The 20,656-nt window shown below is 44.1% G+C and carries 20 protein-coding genes and 1 riboswitch; of the genes, 13 read left to right on the top strand and 7 right to left on the bottom strand.

The features are described 5' to 3' along the window. Positions 1-314: 314 nt before the first annotated feature. The 6 genes from ACWNM1_RS01215 to ACWNM1_RS01190 all read left to right on the top strand — a co-directional run bounded on the left by ACWNM1_RS01215 (position 315) and on the right by ACWNM1_RS01190 (position 5,376). On the top strand, positions 315-872 hold the full coding sequence (locus tag ACWNM1_RS01215) for a TetR/AcrR family transcriptional regulator (protein WP_341051182.1): 558 nt from the start codon (positions 315-317) through the stop codon (positions 870-872). A gap of 89 nt (positions 873-961) precedes the next feature. Then, positions 962-1,942 carry an NAD-dependent epimerase/dehydratase family protein gene (locus ACWNM1_RS01210; protein WP_449599257.1) on the top strand — a complete coding sequence of 327 codons (981 nt, stop codon included), beginning with the start codon at positions 962-964 and terminating at the stop codon, positions 1,940-1,942. An 85-nt stretch (positions 1,943-2,027) separates the two neighbouring features. After that, the gene (locus tag ACWNM1_RS01205; RefSeq protein ID WP_042192814.1) at positions 2,028-2,384 is read left to right on the top strand and encodes a nucleotide excision repair endonuclease; all 357 of its coding nucleotides are present in this window, start codon (positions 2,028-2,030) and stop codon (positions 2,382-2,384) included. A 128-nt stretch (positions 2,385-2,512) separates the two neighbouring features. Then, positions 2,513-3,175 carry a glycosyltransferase gene (locus ACWNM1_RS01200; RefSeq protein ID WP_449599256.1) on the top strand — a complete coding sequence of 221 codons (663 nt, stop codon included), beginning with the start codon at positions 2,513-2,515 and terminating at the stop codon, positions 3,173-3,175. A gap of 177 nt (positions 3,176-3,352) precedes the next feature. Then, complete coding sequence (locus tag ACWNM1_RS01195; protein WP_449599255.1) at positions 3,353-4,075, top strand: hypothetical protein; 723 nt, start codon at positions 3,353-3,355, stop codon at positions 4,073-4,075. A gap of 5 nt (positions 4,076-4,080) precedes the next feature. Next, positions 4,081-5,376 carry a polysaccharide deacetylase family protein gene (locus ACWNM1_RS01190; RefSeq protein ID WP_449599254.1) on the top strand — a complete coding sequence of 432 codons (1,296 nt, stop codon included), beginning with the start codon at positions 4,081-4,083 and terminating at the stop codon, positions 5,374-5,376. A 22-nt stretch (positions 5,377-5,398) separates the two neighbouring features. Here ACWNM1_RS01190 and ACWNM1_RS01185 read toward each other — a convergent pair whose 3' ends face one another. Next, positions 5,399-6,460: an endonuclease/exonuclease/phosphatase family protein gene (locus ACWNM1_RS01185; RefSeq protein WP_449599252.1), complete on the bottom strand. Its 1,062-nt coding sequence runs from the start codon at positions 6,458-6,460 to the stop codon at positions 5,399-5,401. Positions 6,461-6,616: 156 nt separating this feature from the next. On the opposite strand from ACWNM1_RS01185, the gene rlmN reads away from it, so the two are divergent. The 4 genes from rlmN to ACWNM1_RS01165 all read left to right on the top strand — a co-directional run bounded on the left by rlmN (position 6,617) and on the right by ACWNM1_RS01165 (position 9,729). Continuing rightward, positions 6,617-7,687 carry a 23S rRNA (adenine(2503)-C(2))-methyltransferase RlmN gene (gene rlmN / locus ACWNM1_RS01180; protein ID WP_042131555.1) on the top strand — a complete coding sequence of 357 codons (1,071 nt, stop codon included), beginning with the start codon at positions 6,617-6,619 and terminating at the stop codon, positions 7,685-7,687. A 77-nt stretch (positions 7,688-7,764) separates the two neighbouring features. Next, positions 7,765-8,052, top strand: coding sequence for a DUF6509 family protein (locus ACWNM1_RS01175; RefSeq protein ID WP_042192802.1), 288 nt, complete (start codon positions 7,765-7,767; stop codon positions 8,050-8,052). A gap of 116 nt (positions 8,053-8,168) precedes the next feature. Next, on the top strand, positions 8,169-8,648 hold the full coding sequence (gene greA, locus ACWNM1_RS01170) for a transcription elongation factor GreA (protein ID WP_042131553.1): 480 nt from the start codon (positions 8,169-8,171) through the stop codon (positions 8,646-8,648). Positions 8,649-8,799: 151 nt separating this feature from the next. Then, the gene (locus ACWNM1_RS01165; protein ID WP_449599251.1) at positions 8,800-9,729 is read left to right on the top strand and encodes an AEC family transporter; all 930 of its coding nucleotides are present in this window, start codon (positions 8,800-8,802) and stop codon (positions 9,727-9,729) included. 76 nt (positions 9,730-9,805) lie between these two features. Here ACWNM1_RS01165 and ACWNM1_RS01160 read toward each other — a convergent pair whose 3' ends face one another. The 3 genes from ACWNM1_RS01160 to ACWNM1_RS01150 form a co-directional block, all read right to left on the bottom strand. Further along, positions 9,806-10,648 carry an aldo/keto reductase gene (locus ACWNM1_RS01160; protein ID WP_339243952.1) on the bottom strand — a complete coding sequence of 281 codons (843 nt, stop codon included), beginning with the start codon at positions 10,646-10,648 and terminating at the stop codon, positions 9,806-9,808. Positions 10,649-10,706: 58 nt separating this feature from the next. Beyond that, the gene (locus ACWNM1_RS01155; RefSeq protein ID WP_449599249.1) at positions 10,707-11,915 is read right to left on the bottom strand and encodes an MFS transporter; all 1,209 of its coding nucleotides are present in this window, start codon (positions 11,913-11,915) and stop codon (positions 10,707-10,709) included. A gap of 238 nt (positions 11,916-12,153) precedes the next feature. Next, positions 12,154-13,122: a Gfo/Idh/MocA family protein gene (locus ACWNM1_RS01150; RefSeq protein ID WP_449599248.1), complete on the bottom strand. Its 969-nt coding sequence runs from the start codon at positions 13,120-13,122 to the stop codon at positions 12,154-12,156. Positions 13,123-13,274: 152 nt separating this feature from the next. Here ACWNM1_RS01150 and ACWNM1_RS01145 point away from each other — a divergent pair, with 152 nt between their 5' ends. The 3 genes from ACWNM1_RS01145 to ACWNM1_RS01135 all read left to right on the top strand — a co-directional run bounded on the left by ACWNM1_RS01145 (position 13,275) and on the right by ACWNM1_RS01135 (position 16,544). Next, positions 13,275-14,222: a sugar-binding transcriptional regulator gene (locus ACWNM1_RS01145; RefSeq protein ID WP_449599247.1), complete on the top strand. Its 948-nt coding sequence runs from the start codon at positions 13,275-13,277 to the stop codon at positions 14,220-14,222. A gap of 118 nt (positions 14,223-14,340) precedes the next feature. Continuing rightward, a riboswitch (purine riboswitch) is annotated at positions 14,341-14,444 on the top strand. 172 nt (positions 14,445-14,616) lie between these two features. Next, positions 14,617-15,231 (top strand): xanthine phosphoribosyltransferase, encoded by a 615-nt coding sequence (locus ACWNM1_RS01140; protein WP_375104302.1) that lies wholly within the window; start codon positions 14,617-14,619, stop codon positions 15,229-15,231. Then, positions 15,225-16,544 (top strand): nucleobase:cation symporter-2 family protein, encoded by a 1,320-nt coding sequence (locus tag ACWNM1_RS01135; RefSeq protein ID WP_076121591.1) that lies wholly within the window; start codon positions 15,225-15,227, stop codon positions 16,542-16,544. The genes ACWNM1_RS01140 and ACWNM1_RS01135 overlap by 7 nt, the downstream gene beginning before the upstream one ends. 215 nt (positions 16,545-16,759) lie before the next feature. Here the strand turns inward: ACWNM1_RS01135 and ACWNM1_RS01130 are convergent, their stop codons facing one another. From ACWNM1_RS01130 to ACWNM1_RS01120, 3 genes are all read right to left on the bottom strand, one after another. After that, on the bottom strand, positions 16,760-17,896 hold the full coding sequence (locus ACWNM1_RS01130) for a glycerate kinase (RefSeq protein ID WP_449599246.1): 1,137 nt from the start codon (positions 17,894-17,896) through the stop codon (positions 16,760-16,762). Positions 17,897-17,937: 41 nt separating this feature from the next. After that, entirely contained in the window at positions 17,938-19,206 is a 1,269-nt protein-coding gene (locus tag ACWNM1_RS01125; RefSeq protein ID WP_449599245.1) for a GntP family permease, read from the bottom strand. A gap of 160 nt (positions 19,207-19,366) precedes the next feature. Continuing rightward, complete coding sequence (locus ACWNM1_RS01120; protein WP_449599244.1) at positions 19,367-20,533, bottom strand: sugar diacid recognition domain-containing protein; 1,167 nt, start codon at positions 20,531-20,533, stop codon at positions 19,367-19,369. Between the last annotated feature and the right edge of the window lie 123 nt (positions 20,534-20,656).

Raw genomic sequence — 20,656 nt, 5'->3', positions numbered from 1 at the left:
AATCAAATCCCCCTTGATGCTAATTGCTCTTTTCATGAAGTTAACACAACTCTACACTACCTTAATATTTATAATACCCTCATGAGGAAAATCACAACCCTTTGGCGAGAAGGTTCTGAATAACGTCATATTTTTTAGTAATATTTCCAGCGGAAATGGGGAATTAACTTTTACTGTATTTTCAGTACGGATGAAAGTTGTTAAAAATTATAGTTGATTTTAAGTTGCATTATTTAGGAGATGAGCATATACTCTAATCAAGAAAGTGATTGATCAATAACCTAATTAGATCTAGGTTACGTAAGGAGATTATCATGACAACAGAATCTAGTTCCGGTCGCAAGAAATCGGATGAATCGGTCACCGTAAACCGCCGAGAACAAATCTTGGAGGCAGCGGTTGTTGTATTCGCCGAGAATGGCTACTACCGAGCTACAACAGCACAGGTTGCGGAAAAGGTAGGTATTTCTCAGCCCTATGTGTTCAAGGTGTTCAAGAACAAAGAAGAATTGTTTGTCGCTTCCCTGGAACGGGCTTTTGAGCGGATTATTCGATCATTTAAAGGCGTAGAAGCCCCCGCAGATCAAGTGTTAAAAGAAAGTATTAAAGTATACGAGTTGTTGATGGAGACACATCCGAATGAAATTATTTTGCAAGTTCAGGGGTTAGGGATTCGCGATGAAATCATTCGTGAAGCCATGCAAAAGGGAATGCTGGAGATCACCAACGTTGTGCACGGGAAGTTTGTCGCTGCTGGCATCGAGCAGCCTGAAGTAGAGGTAAGCACCTTTATGGCCAATGGTATGCTCTGCAATATTTCTATGGCCCTTGGAATGCCAGAGTTGAAGCCGAAACATCGGAAAGAGTCCTAGAGGTGAAGATACGTTGTAACATCTAAGAGCTTCGGTTCTTAGATGTCTGAGTACTAGTTAGTGATTAATCAATAACAATAATAGGAGGAATGATTATGTTAACAAAAGCGCTTGTGCTTGGTGCAACCGGGGGAACAGGGACGGTAATTATCGCTGAATTATTAAAAAGAGGGATAGAAACGGTGGCCTTTGGGCGATCGATTCCCAAGCTGGAGAAGCTGGCAGCAAAGCTGGGTAATCCCGCCGCTCTTAAGCTAATGGCAGGGGACGTATTTAATACGAAGGATATATTATCAGCTGCACAGGATGTGGATGTTATTTTTCATAGTGCATCTATTCCGTATAATGAAATGAGCACACGACTGTTACCTATGGGAGAGGCGGTCATGGAGGCGGCTAATAAGCTGGGGATAAAGGTTGTCGCAGTGGATGGCATTTATCCTTATGGAAGAAGACAGAATGACAAGCCAATCGACGAGGAACATCCGAAGAATCCACATACAAAAAAAGGTAAAGTGAAACTTGAGTTTGAACAAATGTTTTTTAGCCAGCGTTGGAGTAAAGCACAGCGGCTCATTGTCCGTTTACCGGATTATTATGGACCTACCGCCAATGAGGCTTCCTATTTAGGATCGACTCTGGCGTCCATCGCTGCGGGTAAACCTGCAGTGTTCATCGGGAATATGACCGTTGCCCGTGAGTATGTGTATTTGCCGGATGCCGCTGTCATGATTGTTGAGCTCGCTATTAGAGATGAGGCTTATGGTCAGAATTGGAACATTCCGGGGGCAGGCACAATCTCAGGGCGAGATATCGTTAGAATAGCGCAAGCAGCAAGCGGCTCTAAGAAGCCCGTTATCTCTTTAGGAAAGGCTGGACTATCGCTGCTCGGTGTATTTGTTCCAGTCATGAAAGAGATCGTTGAGATGCTGTATTTAACCAAAGAGCCTGTGGTCCTAAGCGGTGGTAAATACGAGCGTGTTGTGGGTCCAATTCCCGCTACTCCTTTTGAGCAAGGGATAACAGAGACTGTTCAAGCTCTAAAGAGTCGTCAGTCCAAGGCAGAATAAAGAGCCAGGCTCATTGTGAAAGATAGAATAAAAGGCAAACTTATGATACTATTTACTCCTATATAGAAAGAGGACGTGAGCTAAAATGATCAACATAACAATGCCCAATGTGGATGTTAGTATTACTAAACAAATCAACCCGCAGTTAAGCAATATCTATGGATTCACTGATTTCCATCTTATTCCAAGAGATTACGGTGGTATCTTTATGTTCTACAATGACCAAGATGAGTTGTTGTTTGTAGGTAAAGCGAGAAAGCTAAGACCCAGAATCAAAAAACATTTTGAAGATACCGTATCTGATATTAAGCTGCATCGAGACGAGGTCACCAGAATTGATGTAAGTTTAATCGAGAGCCCTGTTCATAGAGAGATCTACGAAACGTATATCATTAATGAATTAAAGTCTAAATACAATGTAGATAAAGTGATGTTCAGATAAGTTTAAGGAAGAGGCGCCGTCTAATGACGGTGCTTTTTTTGTGCTTAAAAGAAAATAGGAATGAAATAAGAGTATCGGTACACACTATGCAAGATAGTTAATAAATGCTTAAAAGGAGATAGGTCATATTGAAGCCTAAGTTTTTGATTGCAAAGCTAACTTTGTTGTGTATGTTTCTTGTTGTTAGTATAATGCCCGTAACTGCCGATGCTGCAGTGAAAGAGAAAAAAAGCTCACATAAGCAATGCTTAACACCCTCCGTAATAGAGCTTAAAGATAATCTTAGGAAACTATGGAGTGACCATGTGATATGGACGAAAAACTACATAGTTAGCGCCTTTGCGAATTCCGAGGACAAAGAGAAGGTACTGGCGAGATTGCTACAGAATCAGCAGGAGATAGGCAATGTTTATAAGCCGTATTACGGTGAGGCAGTAGGAGATAAGCTAGCTCAATTATTGCGGGAGCATATCCTCATTGCTGGAAAGGTAGTTGCTGCTGTACTAGCAGGTAATCAGGCGGATTTGGAAAAATACAATAAAGAGTGGTATGACAACGCTGACGACATTGCTAAGTTCCTTAGCGCACAGAATCCCAAATATTCGTATGAACAATTGAAAGAGATGTTTCATGAACATTTGGAGCTAATAACGGATGATGTGACAGCTAGAGCTAAAAAGGATTGGGATGCCGAGATCGTCGCTTTCGATAAAGGGCTGGAGCATATGATTATGTTTGGAGATATACTAACCGAAGGTATTGTTAAACAATTCCCCGATAAATTTAATTAAAACCAGAGCACCCGCAAGGGTGCTTTTTTCTTGTTGTTGGCAAGAATTTAGGTCTTTTGATCCAATTCAAAAAGTTAGATATAAAGGCTCACTTACAGACAAGACAAGTAAACTATAATAGACTCGTGGGCACTCGACATTTTTTGACATTTTTTTATAATTGAGGTGATAAGATCAATGATTTCTCCCTTTTTTAAAAAGAAAGATTCAGTGGATAAGCAGTCCAAACCGGGTATGGTTCAAAAGGTGCAATTATCAGAAGAGCAGGGCGAGGAAGTAGAGGAACAGATTGCTGGCGAGACTTTAGCAGGAGTGGTTACTACAGGGAAAGCGCCGCTTGATAAAAAATCACTCGATTTGATCTTCTCCGTGGAGCAGATCATTCAGGCCAGACAGCATGCTGAGACGAATATTAATGAACTTCAGGATCGGTTGACTCATTCCAGCAGCCATGTTGAACGTTTGAACCGGGACATGAAGAATCTCAATAAAGTGATTGAGGAAAGAGAGAAGAACGTTCGAGAGCTCGAGCATAAATTGATTGAGAAGAATCTGAAAGTCGATCAAGTGCTGGAAGATTATCGGGAGCTTCAGACTACCCTCACTGTAGAGATTGAAGAATTAAAGAGTACGATCGATCTGGAGCATCAAAAGTATGTAAATCTGATCCAAAAGCATAACGAAGCTCATGCAGAGAAGCTCAAGAAGATGAATGATCTGGAAGAGAAGCTCGGACGGATTGAAACTGAGAACGCGCATTTAAGACAGAAATACGATACGATCCGCCAAGAAAAAGCATATCTCTCCGGTATGATCAGCGATTTTACCAATCGTATGACCGTTCCTTTTGGGAATGGAAGCACACTGGCGGGACGAAATGACGATAACGGAGATACATAAGATTCATGGCAATGAATGAACCGAGCACTGTTCTAATGATTGAGTTGCTGTCGCTTGAGCATGAACAGGCCGGTTATCAGATTGAAGTAGGTTTAACCCGTGATATTGGGTATGCCAGACGCATGCTAAACATAGACGAATTTACATATGAACAACTAAACGCGTTGGCTCCCTTTTTCGGGGAAAGAATGAGATTGTCATTGTATCCGAAGTGGGATCCATTTCGCAACAGTTATTACAGCACACTGATTATTATGAATCAAACCTTCAGCGAAACCATGTATTTTGCCTGTTCTGAATATTATGTGTCTCAGCTTCTTCAATTAAAGCAAGTGAACGATCCCCATGTACAGGAAGAGATTACTGTTGAAACTACGCCACCCTCTATACCTCCAGCACGCAGGCTAAGAAAGAAGAGAAAAAAACGGGTTGGAAGACTTAGACTGCAGAGTATCATGTTCGCTTGTTTAGTAGTTGTATTGTTGTCTCTTCGAATGGGTGGTCAAGATATGGACCGTGCAGAAGGATTGGAAGGTCCCTCACTAGGCGCCAGCGCTGAGGGGATCGAGAAAATAGTCTCTCTACCGTTCATTCCTCCTATTGGTAAGATAGAAGCGACCCCTAGCCAGCAAGAGGAGTCTGAGCCTACGCCAGAACCTTCTAAACCTACACCAGAACCTACAGAGCCTCCTCAAGAACAAACACAGCGGTATGAGGAGATTAAATTAACCGGGAATAAATACACCTATAGCCTGCCGAAAGGTTACGTGGCCTTGTCATTTGATGATGGTCCGTCGAAGTATACGAAAGAAATCGTAGATATTCTAGTAGAACATGAGGTGGCAGCCACCTTTTTATTTGTTGGGAATAAGGTCGCTCATAATGTGGAAGCGGTTAAGTATGCGAGTGAACATCAGATGTCGATTGGAAGTCATTCGTGGGATCATAGCAAGATGACCGACAATGGGGCTAACGAGAATCAGAATAATTTGGCGAAGGCTAACCGGGCATTGGAGCAAATCATTCAATCGCCGATTACGGTTTTTCGGCCGCCATATGGTGCGATTAATGATAAGTTAGCAGCCAAAGTGACAGAACAGCAGATGAAAGTATTGTTATGGAATCGTGATTCCGAGGATTGGAGACGCAAGATCCCAGAAGACGTCATTCAATTTGTTCATCATACTGATCCGTCCGGTGCTGTATATCTTTTTCATGAAAAGAAAATTACCGTAGAGGCATTGCCTGCTATCATTCAGTATCTAAAAGGGAAAAACATGAAATTCGTCATTTTTAAATAACATCAATGATCCATGATTGGGTTTATCTTAGAATAAGAGTAGCTGTTACAGGGTTATGATCGCTGTGTTCAAAAGATAGGTCATGGCCCTGTACGCCGCTAATTGTGATATTCGGTGAAACAAGGAAGCCATCAATTACAGCCCGGAAATTTACACCCTCTGAATAAGCTACATCAAGTGTCCGGACGGACGGCACTTTAGCATCGACAGCCCATTGAAAGCCCTCCGGTTTGAAATCTTCAGGGAACTGCTGCAGCCATTCTGGCCAAGCTTGTGTAGTCTCAAAGGCCTCAGGGGTTGTGCCCGGTAAAGAATGATTCCAGTCTCCGCCTAAGATGAGGTAATTGCCTTTATCATTCTCTCTCTGAATATAAGTAGAAAGATATTCTAATTGCTGCTTGCGAATCGTTCCCCCTTGGTCAAAGGCTGATAAATGGAGGTTGATCAGGATCAGTTCTTTCCCGTTATCGACGGGGAATCTGCTCTCCAAAAAGGCGCGGTCAAGTTCAAACAGTTGACGAGGCCAGCTTTCTTTTCCCGGAAGATCATATCTAACGTTACTTGTGCTACTGAATTTAGATAAGGTTAATAAACCGCTATTTACTGAGCCCATCGGATCAAGAACGGGAATCGGTACCCAAGGCACCTTGTAGTTCGTTGCGAATACGTTGCTGTAATCAGAGAAGGTATTCGATAACAAGGAGACCTCATCTATATGGTTGCTACGAGAAGAACCGAGATCTACCTCCTGCAACATAAATAAATCTGAGCCTGAAGTGGTCATTAGAGAGGCTATTGCCTCAAGATTTGTCCTCGTTTGTTCCTCGCTGCTTGAACGTGATTTGGTCCCGCCATCCATAAAGAAATCCTGATCCTTATCCAGCCCAGCATAGCCAATATTAAAGGTTGTTATTGCAAAAGGTTCTCCCTGCTTCATCATTTGTTCCTGATTATGGTTTACCGTTAATGGAGTAGTCTCCTTGGGCTTATAATCGGTAATGGTAATATACAGTAAAAAGCCACCAAAGATTAGAACGGCAGCTAGAAGGGCAAAACCGATGATTTTTATTGTGGTTGAGCTCATTTGATTCGATCTCTCCTCAGATGTAATTTCATAGAACGGACTTCTAATGGTGTAAACTTCGACGCTTCGCTACAACTCCCCTTGTTTAAATAAAAAAAATTTGAGACAATGAGTAGTGATGGACTGAACTTTAATGTTTTGAAAAGAGGATAACGAATGAATATGGAATCCATTTATGGATTAACTTTTGATCAACTGGCGGCATGGCTGTTAGAACGTGGACATAAAAAATTTCGAGCTACGCAGGTCTGGGATTGGCTTTATCGGAAGCGGATTACAGAATTCTCAGAAATGCTCGATGTAAATAAAGATTGTGTAGAATTATTGGAGCAGCACTATGTGATCCATACGTTGGAAGAACATGTGAAGCAGGAGTCTGCGGATGGGACGATCAAGTTCCTATTCCGTTTGAAGGATGGCAACCTGATCGAGACGGTGCTCATGAGACAGAAATACGGTTTGTCCGTATGTGTCACTACTCAGGTTGGATGTAATATCGGCTGCAGCTTTTGTGCTAGTGGACTGTTAGCGAAAAGTCGTGATCTTTCCAGCGGTGAAATTGTAGAGCAGATTATGAAGGTTCAGCAGCATTTGGATGCAGCAAACCTCGAACAAAAGGTTAGTCACGTTGTAGTCATGGGAATTGGCGAACCATTCGACAACTTCAAGAACCTGCTCGATTTCTTATCGATTATTAAGGACCATAAGGGACTAGCCATCGCAGGAAGAGGCATTACTGTATCAACGAGTGGGCTTGCTAACAAAATCGTTGAATTTGCCGATGCGAATACACAGGTGAACTTGGCAGTATCGCTTCACGCGCCTAATAATGAGCTGCGGACGAAGATTATGAAGATTAACAAGGCCATTCCAATTGAGAAGCTAATGGAGTCCATAGATTATTATTTGGAAAAAACAAATCGCAGAATTACGTTAGAATACATTCTAATGAAGGATGTAAATGACGGCAAGGAGCATGCGCTTGAGCTGACCGAGCTAATCGGCGACCGGCGCCAGCTCGTCAATGTGAACTTGATTCCTTATAATCCAGTCGATGAGCACAGTCAATATCAAAGAAGCGAGCGGGAGACCGTACGAGCCTTTTTTGATACCTTGAAGAAGCAGGGCGTCAGCGTAAGTACTCGTCTGGAGCATGGTGTAGATATTGATGCTGCCTGCGGACAATTGCGAAGCAAGCAGATCAAGAAGTCGAAAGCTATGGCTTGAGGGACGGGCGACCCCTTCATGCAGCTTTTTGTGATACAATGACGTGGCAGGTATTAGGAAAAGAGGTTGATTGAGCAATGTTGACATTTACAAGCTACAACGTGGAGAATGTTAAAGATCCTTTTGGTATACTAACCGGTAAACGGTATGAATTCGTGGTTCAGCTGGATGTTCCAGAAGATGATGAGCTCTATGTAGAGAATGGAGTTTCCGCTAGAGCGATTATTAAAGTGGATGAAGATCAAGTTAGCATCGTGAGTTATGATCTACAGGAGACAACAACAGGTCAGTTGCTTGACTTTGATATGGAAGAGGACGAGGAAGCAGCATTACTCCTTTTCTGTAAAGAGCATTTGCCAGAATAATGATGCAGCATTGACATCCTTGCCCAATGTTCAATTGTGGCAGGGATTTTTATTTTCGCATGAATGTGAAATATAGGTTAAAATATTAGAAAGCATCCAAAATAGGAGTTGTATACATGTCTAATGAAGAAGTGTTCTTGACCAAAGAAGGATTGGCTCAATTAGAGGAAGAACTGAAGGAATTGAAGGGCCCAGGGCGCAAGGAATTGGCAGCACGGCTCAAATTGGCAATCAGCTATGGAGACTTGAAGGAGAATAGCGAGTACCATTCGGCCAAGGACGACCAATCGTTCATGGAGACTCGTATTATGATTTTGGAGAAAATGCTGACCAAAGCCAAGATCGTAGATGAGAGTCAGATGGATCTGTCAAAGGTTAGTATGGGTTGTATCGTTACCCTGAACGATATCGAATACTCCGAGAAGATTGAATATAGAATTGTAGGGGCTGCTGAAGCAGATGTCCTAAACAACAAGATTTCCTATGAAAGTCCGCTAGGCAAGGAATTACTGGGTAAAAAAGTCGGGGATATCGTTAGTGTAAACGCACCAATGGGTATCATCAAATATGAATTGCTTGAAATCAAAATGATGTAACACATGCTAAAAAGGTCTCGACCCCGTTATAGGGGTTGAGACCTTTTTTAATTATAGGTAATGGCTATTGTGTATATTGATTTCATATCTTAGACGTCTTGCTCTGTTGCGCTTATAGTTTAGAGTAACTTAGAGCAGAGGAGTACTGTTCATGATCCAGAGCGTGTTATCAACGTTGTATCAAGTCATCGTGCCATTATCCATTCCGGTGATCGTCGGTGCACTGCTTGGACGGTTTAAGAATTTGGATACTAAGCCGTTATTGACGCTCTATTTATACTTTTTAACGCCGGCTATTATTCTTAATACACTGGCTACGGCCGAGATTTCTATGGATGATATTTACAAGACGCTCGCTTTTTCGCTGCTAAATCTGTGCTTTTTATGGGCGATTGCAAATATCATCGGAAAGTTATTGAAGCTCGGCCCCTCTGAAATGTCGGGATTGACTCTGGTCTCGACATTTACGAATAGTGTGAATTATGGACTTCCCTTGGTGTTGCTGGCTTTCGGACAGCTTGGGCTCGATAAGGCTTCTGTGTATGTGATTGGGCAGATGATTATCGTGAATACTGTGGGCGTTTATTTTGCGGCTAGATCGCAGTTCTCGGTGAAAAATGCGGTAAAGTCCGTGTTCTCTCTCCCTGCCATCTATGCAGCTATGCTAGCACTTTTTCTTAGAATATTTGACCTGCATTTACCTTCTGAGCTTGCAACAGGGGTCTCCATGGTTGCCGGAGGTTATTCACCAGTCGTACTGGCGATTCTGGGTGCACAGATGGTCAAAGTACGAACCATGTCATCTGAACGTAAGGGTCAGTCTACTTTTTGGACAGCGATGATCATTCGATTAATCTTAGCTCCACTAGTGGCATACCTCGGATTATCTATTCTGCATATTGATGGTATTTTATTCTCTGTGCTGCTGATTCTGGCCTCCATGCCAGTTGCCGTCAACGCGGTGGTATTAGCGGAACGATTTGACGCCTCTCCAGCGCTGGTATCCAAATGTATTTTATGGACGACGCTTGCTTCCTTTCTTGTGTTGCCGATCCTTATTGTGCTAGTGCAAGGGGCGTAAAGACAAAAAAGACCCCTCTTTCATTTCTGAAAGATAGGGTCTTTTTTTACTGTTACTTAATATAGTGGTTAATTTCTTAGAAGTCGAAATTATCAGGGTCAGGACCTACCCGTTGATCTTGGTTCAGGGCGTTGATTAGATTCATATCCTCTTCTGTTAACAGAAAATCAAACACATCTACGTTTTCGATGATCCGGTGCTCTTTAGTAGACTTTGGAATGGTAATAATTCCACGCTGCAGGTCCCAACGGATAATCACTTGAGCTACGGATTTACTGTGTTTAGCTGCAATTTGTTTCAGTACAGGCTGATCCAACAATTGCCCTTGCATTAATGGAGACCAAGCCTCCAATTGAATTCCCTGTTCCTGGCAGAAGCTAAGCAGTGCTTGCTGACTCAAATAAGGATGGAGCTCCACTTGGTTTACCATCGGCTTAATTTCCGCATCCTTCATCACATCTTCAAGATGATGGATCTGGAAATTGCTGACCCCAATCGCTTTTACGCGTCCCTCTTTATACAAGGTTTCAAGTGCTCTCCAAGTCTCTTTATATTTTCCTTTTACAGGCCAGTGGATAAGATATAGATCAAGGTATTCAAGTCCAAGCTTAGCTAGGCTTGCTTCGTAGGCGGCAATGGTTTCTTCGTAGCCCATATCTGCAGTCCAGACCTTTGAAGTTACGAAGAGCTCTTCTCTGGACAGGTTGTTGTCCTGCAAAGCTTCTTTGATTGCTTGACCTACGCCAGTCTCATTCTGATAGATCGCTGCTGTATCGATGCTGCGGTAGCCGTGTGCAATAGCAGATTTGACCGCTTGGATCAGCTCAGAGCCTTCTTCGACTTGAAATACACCAAGGCCAAGCCAAGGCATGTTTACCCCGTTGTGTAATGCAGTTGTATCCTGTAGATGTTGAGCCATAATAAGATTACCTCCTGAGATATTTAAAAGATTGATTGGTAGGTTAATGCAAGGCTGATTAAGCAGCCTCAGACTGGAGAAGAGTCTCATCTTTCTTCTCCAGCGAACGACTCCAAGCGCTTAGGAATACAGCGGATAGAACCATTATAGCACCCACCCAAGTGGTATGAATCAGTCCCATATGATCGGTGACGATACCGCCAAGATAAGCCCCGATGGCAATACCAGCGTTAAAAGCAGCAATATTCAGTGCAGATGCCACATCTCTCGCACTCGGAGCGTATCGATCTGCAAGTGTAACTACGTGTACTTGTAGACCAGGTACGTTCATGAAAGCTAACACCCCCATAAAGAAGATCGTAAGTAGTGCAGCCACTTTAAAGGGTGCGGTAAAGGTTAAGACGAACAGTACAACAGCTTGTATAGCAAACATATAGAATAGGGCATTCATAGGGTTACGGTTGGCTAATTTGCCTCCAATGACGTTGCCGATGGCGATCGCTATGCCATAAACAAGAAGGATGATGGCAACGGTACTCTCTTTAAAACCGCTGATTTCATGAAGAAGTGGAGATAAATAAGTAAAGACTACAAAGGTACCTCCATACCCTAAAGCAGTGATTGCGAAGGCAAGCAGTAACCGTCCATTTGTCACGAGTTTAACTTGTTCTCGAAGCGGTGTTCGGGTTCCTTTGCGCAGCCCTGTGGCAGGGACCAAGATCAGATTACCGATGAGCGCTATTAGCCCGATGGCAATAATGGCGATGAATGCAGCTCTCCAGCCTAACTGTTGCCCTAGAAAGGTACCCAGTGGCACACCAGTAACAGTAGCTACGGTTAGCCCTGTGAACATGATCGCAATAGCGCTGGCTTTACGATTCTCAGGTACAAGGTCAGCGGCAATGGTCGAAGCAATCGACATAAACAGACCATGCGAAAGGGCAGATATTACTCTAGCTATTAGCAGAATTGTAATACTGTCCGCAGCTGCGGCAAGGCTATTGCCGATAATAAACACAATCATAATGATAAGCAATAATGTTTTGCGCGATATCGCGGTGGTCAGCGACGTTAAGATTGGGGCGCCAAAGGTTACCCCTAAAGCGTACAAAGTAACAGTTAATCCAGCTGTGGTCAGCGGTATATTCAGGTCATCAGCGATTAAAGGCAGCAGCCCTACACTGATAAACTCGGTGGTTCCGATCGCAAAGGCGCTTATGGCTAAAGCCAAGAGGGCCAGGGTACTTCTTTTTTGATCTAGCAACATGTCGTTCACTCCTACACTTTGTTAATCACCGGCCGGTAAGTGCAATTATGAAGGCATGAGTCATTTAAGTATAGTACGTACTTTAAAGTGCTATAGGTACTAAAAAGTACCTATAAGATATGGCCTAAGGATATTGTCAGTCATTTCTAGAATATTATCCGCGATAAAAAACGTTGGGTCTCCTTCAGTTGAAGGGAATGCCAACGCTTTGATGATTGATCGATTGTGTTCGAATATGTTATTCGAAGCTGTATTTGATTCCCCATTGTTCTCTAACATTACTCATAATGTCCATGACGTCTAAGGAGAGCTTGAGGGTTTCCTGTTTGCCGTTTGCCGCGATATAGCGCTGCATATCCTCGATTTCGTATTGCAGCGCTTTGGAAGTATCGCCGGCTTCGATCGTTTCTAGGGTGCCATCTAAATATTGAATTGTAGCTGTAGAGGCCCGTGGGAAATTGTCTACAGTAATAAAGCCAAGTTCTCCAGAAACGACGCCGCGTTTAGGCATTTTGGAGCGCATGGTCAGGGAGATGACCGCCATTTCATCCGCATCGTTGTTCAGAATGATTCCGGATTGTTCATCGACGCCTGTCTCAAAACGTTTCACTGTCGTTAGAATTTCCTGTGGCTGTTTGGACAGGAAGAATCTTGTGAAGGACAAGGCATACGTCCCAATATCCAGCAGCGCCCCTCCAGCCAAATCTTTGCTGAAGAAACGGTTGTTCACATCATATTCTTTATGGCTGCCAAAGGAGACCTGCACCATTTTGAGGCGTCCGATCTTACCTTCATCCACGATTTTCCGTAGCTTTTTGTACAGTGGCATATGGTAGATGGTCATAGCTTCTGCGACGACTAAGCTTTTTTGTTTAGCGAGCTTGGCGATTTCCTGCAGTTGTTTGCTATTTACGGTGATCGCCTTTTCACAGAGGACATGTTTGTTATTCTGCAAGCTTTCTATGATGTATTCGTAGTGGTTGCTATGTGGTGTAGAGATGTAGATGACATCAATTTCTGGATCTTGCAGCATTTCGCTGTAATTGCCATAAGCCTTCTCCGCTCCATATTGGCTCGCGAACGCCTGGGCTTTCTCTAAGGTCCTTGATCCTACCGCATATAAAGTTCCGCCGATGTCATTTAGAGCAGCCGCAAATTCATTAGCGATACTTCCCGGGCCTATGATTGCCCACTTCAGATTGTTCATAGTTAGCACCTCGCCTGTTTTGATTGTTTGATTAAAAAATTGATAAATAGCACATTTGTGCAATATAATAAAAAGTGTGCAAAAATAATCGTCTACAGTATAACGAGGGGTTCTGAATCCGTCAAATCCTTGAAAAAGCGAGGAGTTCTATCATGGATCGAAAAGAAGACAGAAAGTTGCTCATTAAGATTGCACAAATGTATTATGAGCAGAATTTAACGCAAAGTGAAATTTCTAATGAACTTGGCATATATCGCACCACCATAAGTAGGATGCTGAAGAGAGTCCGTGAAGAAGGTATCGTTACGATCACGATCAATTACGATATTGGAGATCATTGTACACTGGAGCAGGAATTGAAAGAACGGTTCGGGCTGAAGGAAGCCATTGTTGTAGAGGTAGACACGGCCCAGTCAGGGGTGAACAAACGTAAAGCCATTGGACGGGCTTGTGCAAAATGGCTGGAGAAAGTGGTTCAGCCGAAAGATATGATAGGCTTCTCTTGGGGAAGCAGCTTAGCTGCTGTTGTAGACAATCTGACCCTCGCACAGAGACCTTTTGTAACCTGTATACCTACGGTGGGCGGTCCATCTGGAAAGATGGAGAGCGGATACCATGTAAATAATATCTGCTATCAAGCGGCTTTAAAGTGGGGTGCACGCTCATTAATGATTGACGTCCCAGCCATCACGGAGCAAAAGGAGACCCGAGATCAGTTGATGCGTTCGCAGTATTACCAGACCATTGCCAAGGCATGGGATCAGCTGGACATCGCTGTATTCGGCATTGGATCACCGGAAATTAAAGGTGAAGAGGCATGGCGCGGATTTTATGGCGATGCTGTGATTGATGAGCTGGAGGATGGGAAGGTAGCTGGTGATATTTGCTCGCGTTTTTATGACGGCAATGGATTGCCTGTGCGTACAGCAATATCGGATCGAACGCTGACTATTGAGCTGGAGCAGATCAAGCGGGCGAGGTACGCTATTGGTGTAGCGGAATCTTTGGAGAAGGTCTCGGGGATCTTGGGCGCGCTGAATGGCGGGTATATGAATGTACTCGTAACAACCGAAGAGACGGCGCAGAAGATCTTGGAGTAACCACTACTAAATGTAAACCATTGAATTTCGTGAAAATAACCTGAAAATGGTATGCGGAATACTGAAAATTTTGCTTGTAAGCACCAGACAGAGCGTGTAAGATATACAAGGTATTCATATCGAACATTAAAAACAAACTCATATAATCTTGGGAATATGGCCCATAAGTTTCTACCGGATAACCATCGTAATTATCCGACTATGAGTGAAATAGCGCATCTAGGGTTCCGCTTTCTTCTTTGGAGGAAAGGTCTGGACCGAGCGATGCGGACACTATGCAGTGTTACACCACTAAGGGACAAAAGCCCAGAAGGACAGATTCACTTGAGAGAAACGACTCAAGGGATTTGTCCTTTTTTTGTTTTTTTAATGAAGAAGGAGAGATCAGTTCACGATGAAAGTACTTCAAGAGCGCATTAGACAAGAGGGTCTTATTTTATCAGATACGGTACTGAAGGTAGATTCATTTCTGAATCATCAGGTCGATACGGAGCTAGCGCTGCAAATCGGTCAGGAGTTCAAAAAGTTGTTCGGTCATCAACCGATCACGAAAGTAATTACTATTGAAGCTAGTGGAATTCAGTTCGCCATGGCTACTGCGATTGCATTAGGTGTACCGTTTATTTACGCGAAGAAAAAGAAAGCAGTAACGCTCTCAGAGGCTGTCTACTCAGCACCTGTGCATTCCTTTACACGCCAAGAGGACTATCTGGTCAGCGTCTCTCAGAAATATCTTGGGCCGGATGACAAAGTGCTTATTGTGGATGATTTCCTCGCTACTGGTGCCGCACTTGTAGGACTGGTAGATATCGTGAAAGAGGCTGGAGCAGAGCTCCTTGGTGTCGGTTGTGTCATTGAAAAGAGCTTCCAAGAAGGCCGGAGCCTTCTGGAGAACAGAGGCATAGAAGTCCATGCCTTGGCCCGTATTGCATCTATGTCACCAGGTGAAATTCACTTCATTGATAATGAAAGCTCATTAGAGAAAATCAAGGAGAGTGCGGGATGTTAAGCAAGCAAAAGGTATTTACGTTAGGACTTCAGCATGTCCTAGCCATGTATGCAGGAGCAGTAATTGTACCGCTGATTGTTGGGGGTGCCTTGAAGCTAAATGGGACTCAAATGGCTTACCTCATCGCAGCCGATTTGTTCACTTGCGGATTGGCTACACTGCTGCAAATAATGGGCACCAAGTATTTTGGTAGCAGGCTCCCAGTTATTCTTGGATGTACCTTTACAGCCGTTGGCCCGATTATTGCGATTGCCTCGACACATAATCTGGCGACTGCGTACGGTGCGATCATTATTTCCGGTTTGTTCGTTGTTCTTGCGGCCCCGCTTTATGGGAAGCTGCTGAAGTTCTTCCCGACCATTGTAACGGGTTCTGTCGTGACCATTATCGGGTTATCTCTTATTCCAGTAGCTATGAATAACGTTGCTGGCGGAGAAGGCAGTGCTGATTTTGGACAACCCCGCAATTTGTTGCTTGCACTGATTACACTACTTGTCATTTTAGCAGTTAACCGTTTCGCCACCGGATTCCTGCGCTCGATCTCAGTTCTGGTAGGTCTTGTGGTAGGTACTGCAATTGCTTATGGAATGGGCATCGTTAACTTTTCTACGGTAGGTGACGCTTCTTGGGTAAGCATCGCACAACCGTTCTACTTCGGATGGCCTGAATTCAGTCTTACTGCAATCTTCACTATGATCATCGTTAACATTGTTAGTATGGTGGAGTCTACTGGGGTTTATTTTGCAGTTGGTAAAGTAATTGATCAGAAAGTTGAACAGAAGCAGATCGTAAACGGACTACGTTCCGAGGGAGTAGCGATTATGCTGGGTGGAATTTTTAATGCTTTCCCATACACTGCTTTTTCCCAAAATGTGGGTTTGATTTCGCTGTCTCGCATTAAGACCCGTAATGTTATTTTTGCCGCTGGCGGGATCATGATTGTACTAGGACTCCTTCCTAAGCTGGCTGCCTTGACGACGATTGTACCGAATGCCGTACTTGGTGGAGCTATGATTGTCATGTTCGGATCGGTTGCCGTTTCCGGGATATCCATTCTATCCGATGTGGATCTCCGTAAGGATGGTAATCTACTGATTGCGGCTTGCAGTATTGCTGTTGGCTTAGGTTCAGCGACACTTCCTGCAATGTTCGCAGAGCTGCCTGAATTTGCTCGGATGCTGCTGCAAAACGGTATCGTATCCGGTTCGCTTACAGCGATTGTGCTGAACATTGTCCTCTCCAAGACAAAGGATGATGTGCAGGTAGCGGATAACACCGTACCTGTTCTTGCTAAGGAATCTCAAGTCTCCTAAACTTTATTGGATTGATGAAAAGGCTCAGACTAGGTGAAGTACAAACCTAGACTACCTGCAAAGACGAAATAAAAGATCTGACTCGGCTTCATGCACGGGTCAGATCTTTTTTTAAATATATAGTAATATATTATTCCACGCTTTAAAAAATCCTTATATTTTCTCCAGAAACGATTAACGTCTTTCATGGACGACAACTTCGTTTCTTCTTATGATTAACGGTTACTATGTTTGATTAATATCCCTATATTACGCGCGGTGCGCTCCATGTTGAAGGAAGCATCGGTGAGCGCTTTATCTAACGTACATATCCCAGGCACGATGGAGAAGAACATATCGATACCATGCTCGTATACGGCTTCTACGCCAGTACCGAGGGAACCCGCTAAGGCAATGACAGGTACACCAGCGGCTTGTGCTACTTTGGCAACACCAATCGGTGTTTTACCATAGACAGTTTGGCTATCCATACCCCCTTCGCCTGTGATGACATAATCCGCATCTTTCACTTTATCCGCAAGCTTCATGGCATCGACGACGATGTTAACGCCTCGCTTCAACTTGGCGCCTAGGAAGGCCATCACGCCAGCACCAAGTCCACCCGCAGCACCCGCACCTGCTGTATCATTTACATCTTTTCCGAGATCGCGCGCAATGATGTTTGCTAAACGTGCAAGATTTGCATCCAATTGCTTCACCATGTCGGGTGTTGCACCTTTTTGCGGACCGAAGATGGCGGATGCCCCGCGCTCACCAGTTAACGGATTGTCTACGTCACATGCGGCTACCACTTGTACACCTTGGAGTCTCGGATCTACATGATCACTATCAATACGGGTAACTTCACTTAGCGATCCTCCACCGTATCCAATCTCCGTTCCATCTTCTCGCAGGAAGCGGAATCCAAGCGCCTGCGCCATGCCTACACCACCATCGTTGGTTGCACTGCCACCAAGACCCATAATAATGGAACGTACGCCTGCATTCAGCGCATGAACGATAAGCTCTCCTGTACCCTTTGTCGTGGTGATCAACGGATTACGCTCTTCCTTCGGCACAAGTCCAAGTCCAGAAGCAGCTGCCATCTCAATAATCGCGGTCTTTCCATCTCCCATAATGCCATAAAATGCATTCACAGGGTGACCGAGCGGCCCTGTTACGTCACAATGTACAATTCGTCCGCCTGTCGCATCGACGAGTGACTGAACCGTACCTTCGCCGCCATCTGCCATCGGAACTTTAATATATTCTGCATCGGGAAAAGAGGAACGAAGTCCTCGTTCTATGGCCTCACAGGCTTCCATCGCAGTCATACTTTCTTTAAATGAATCTGGTGCCAATACAAACTTCATGCTCTTCACATCCTTTTGTGTTGTTTATGCTTCGACAGTTGTTATAGGAACCATTGGAATACACCGAATACTAATGTCGAAACGATCGCTAGTGTTAGACCAACTGCGGTTTCATAAGGAATCAATTTCAGACGCTCTTTCATCTGCATGTTCACACTGCCACCTGTTGCGTGGAAGAAGCTACCATGAGGCATGTGGTCTAATACAGTCGCACCAGAGTGAATCATTGCCCCTGCTCCTAGCGAAGCTACGCCAAGTCCCATGATGGTGGAGCCGAATACAGAGCTTGCTACGGCTGTACCTGCTGTTGTCGATGCTGTTGCAAGAGACATTAATGCACCACTGATTGGAGCAAGCAAGTATGCCGGTAGGCCAGATGCAGTAAGGCCGTCGATAATAACATCCTTTAATTGCGAATTTGCAATGATACCAGCTAGTGTACCTGTCCCGATTAACATGACGGCTACACCCGTCATTTTACCAAGACCAAATACAGCGAATTCATTTAACTTCTTAAATCTTCCCATTGCAATGGCGCCTATGATACCTCCTACCGGAAGCGCGATAACTGGATCGATTACGATGCCTGCAATTGGACGAAGGGATAACAAGATAATGGCTACAAGTGGAGCTAGAAAGGCTGTAAAGAAGCTTGGAAGCTGCTCATTCGGATTATTCGTTACCTCAGAAGCTTCTACTTTACTGCCTTTATTGTTTAAACGCTTTGCGATGAAGTACGTTACGATAATCCCGAATACGGCTGGGATTATACCTGCTGCCATCAACGAAGTTAATGGAATATGAAATGCATCTGATGCGGCAATCGCATTCGGGTTAGGTGACATGATGTTACCGGCTTTACCGCCGCCGATCATAGCGATCAGGATTGCCAATTTCGAAAGATTTGCACGTTGTGCAATAGCTAATGCAATGGGTGCTACAGTAATAACAGCTACATCCACGAATACGCCGACCGCTGTAAGAACCATTGTTGCTAATGCTAATGCGAGTAATGCCCGTGTCTCACCGGCTTTCTGAACCAGCGTCTCTGCAATCTTTTTCGCCGCGCCTGATTCAATCAATACACCTGCTAACACACCTGCTGCCAAGATACGAAGCACAGCAGGAATCATCCCTTTGGCACCATCCATCATCAGCGTAATGGTATCCACCATACTCACACCACCGATTAAACCACCTACTAACGCACCAATCATCATGCCGTAGGCTGGCGGTACTTTTTTCAATATTAGAACGATTGCCACAACCAATGCAGCTAAAGCACCTAAAACGCTTACACTCACTGTCATGAGTAATTCCTCCCCAGTTTTACACAGAATGTATAGGTAGATATGTGGTTTGAGCTCATACCTATACTTTAGCGAAATTTTGTAAGCGTTTCATTAGGCGGAGAAATAAACATTTCGCAACGATTGATGTCTTTTTTTGTGCAAATGAACATATAAACTCCTATTCGTCACAGGACATACCAGAATGCTCCAACAAATATAACCAACGCGCACTCATGAGCAGGAACAGCTCCTGATAATTTCTTGGATCTTTCCCCGTGAGATCGGTGATACGCTGGAGTCGGTAACGTAACGTATTCCGATGAATCCGCAGTCGTTCTGCTATATGCTGCTGCTCCCCATTTTCAATGTAAAATAGAACTAATGTCTGTTGAAGCTCGCCACTACGATCCTCCTCCATAAAATGCGCCCATAGCTGCTTCAACTCCTCCGACATCCAATGATGCACACTCGGAACGGCCATCGTCTCCAGTTGCAGATCCGTTGCATAATAAACCGGCTCATCCGGATATATTGCATAGCCTGCACGCATCGTATCTTCTGCGGATTGAATGGACTTCATCATCCCCTGAATCCCTGTAAATGGTTTGCCTACAGCGATACGTAGTGGAGAAATCTCCTTTACATCTAACCAACGTCTTATCTGGTGAATTCCTTCACATATATCCGTATGCGGCTTCCGCTCATGGAGATGCTCCTTGACCAGAACAACTTGTCTGGCGTTACGAATGGTAATCAATTGAACAGCCGGGCGTCCTTCTAATACATCAGCTACCCGCTTCATTGTTGCCATTAGATCCTCTTCATTACGATTAATTAATTCAATGATACATGCGATATGAGGCTTATCCACCTGAAAATGAATCTGCTGTGCTTGATGTCGCAATGTTTGTACGTTCCCCTCATCGCCATTCATCACCGCGAGCAGGAAATTCTCCTTCATTCGTTTGTCCCATTGAGCCTGCTCTAACAGCTTCATATGCTCAAGATACATTTCCGCCGTCATCTTCACCAATTCACCATACTTCGTCACTTCCTTGGGATCACCAGTAATCCCAATAACACCAACAATCTCATTCTCAAACTCAATAACAAGGTTCGTGCCGGGCAATACCCCCTGCAATCTAGCGGCGCTCTCCTGATCAATCTCGAATCTTCCGCGACGCTCTATCGCGAGTAATGCACCTTCATGTGATTGCCCTAACCGCTTACCATCTCCAGACCCAATAATTCGTCCTCGCTTGTCCATAACATTGACGTTGTACCCAATCACATGCATCGTACGTCGAACAATTTCCATCGCAACTTCTTTTGTCAAACCCCTCATGGCTACTACCTCCTATTTAGAAATTCTCTATGCGAACTCTTGTGAACACTCTTTTCCTAGTTCATGCGCGATATAATATACCTCTAAGATCTTATCATTAGCACAAGACGGGTCTGATTGAAA

Source organism: Paenibacillus sp. Marseille-Q9583 (genome assembly GCF_976954365.1).
This window is presented reverse-complemented; position numbering and strand designations above follow the sequence as displayed.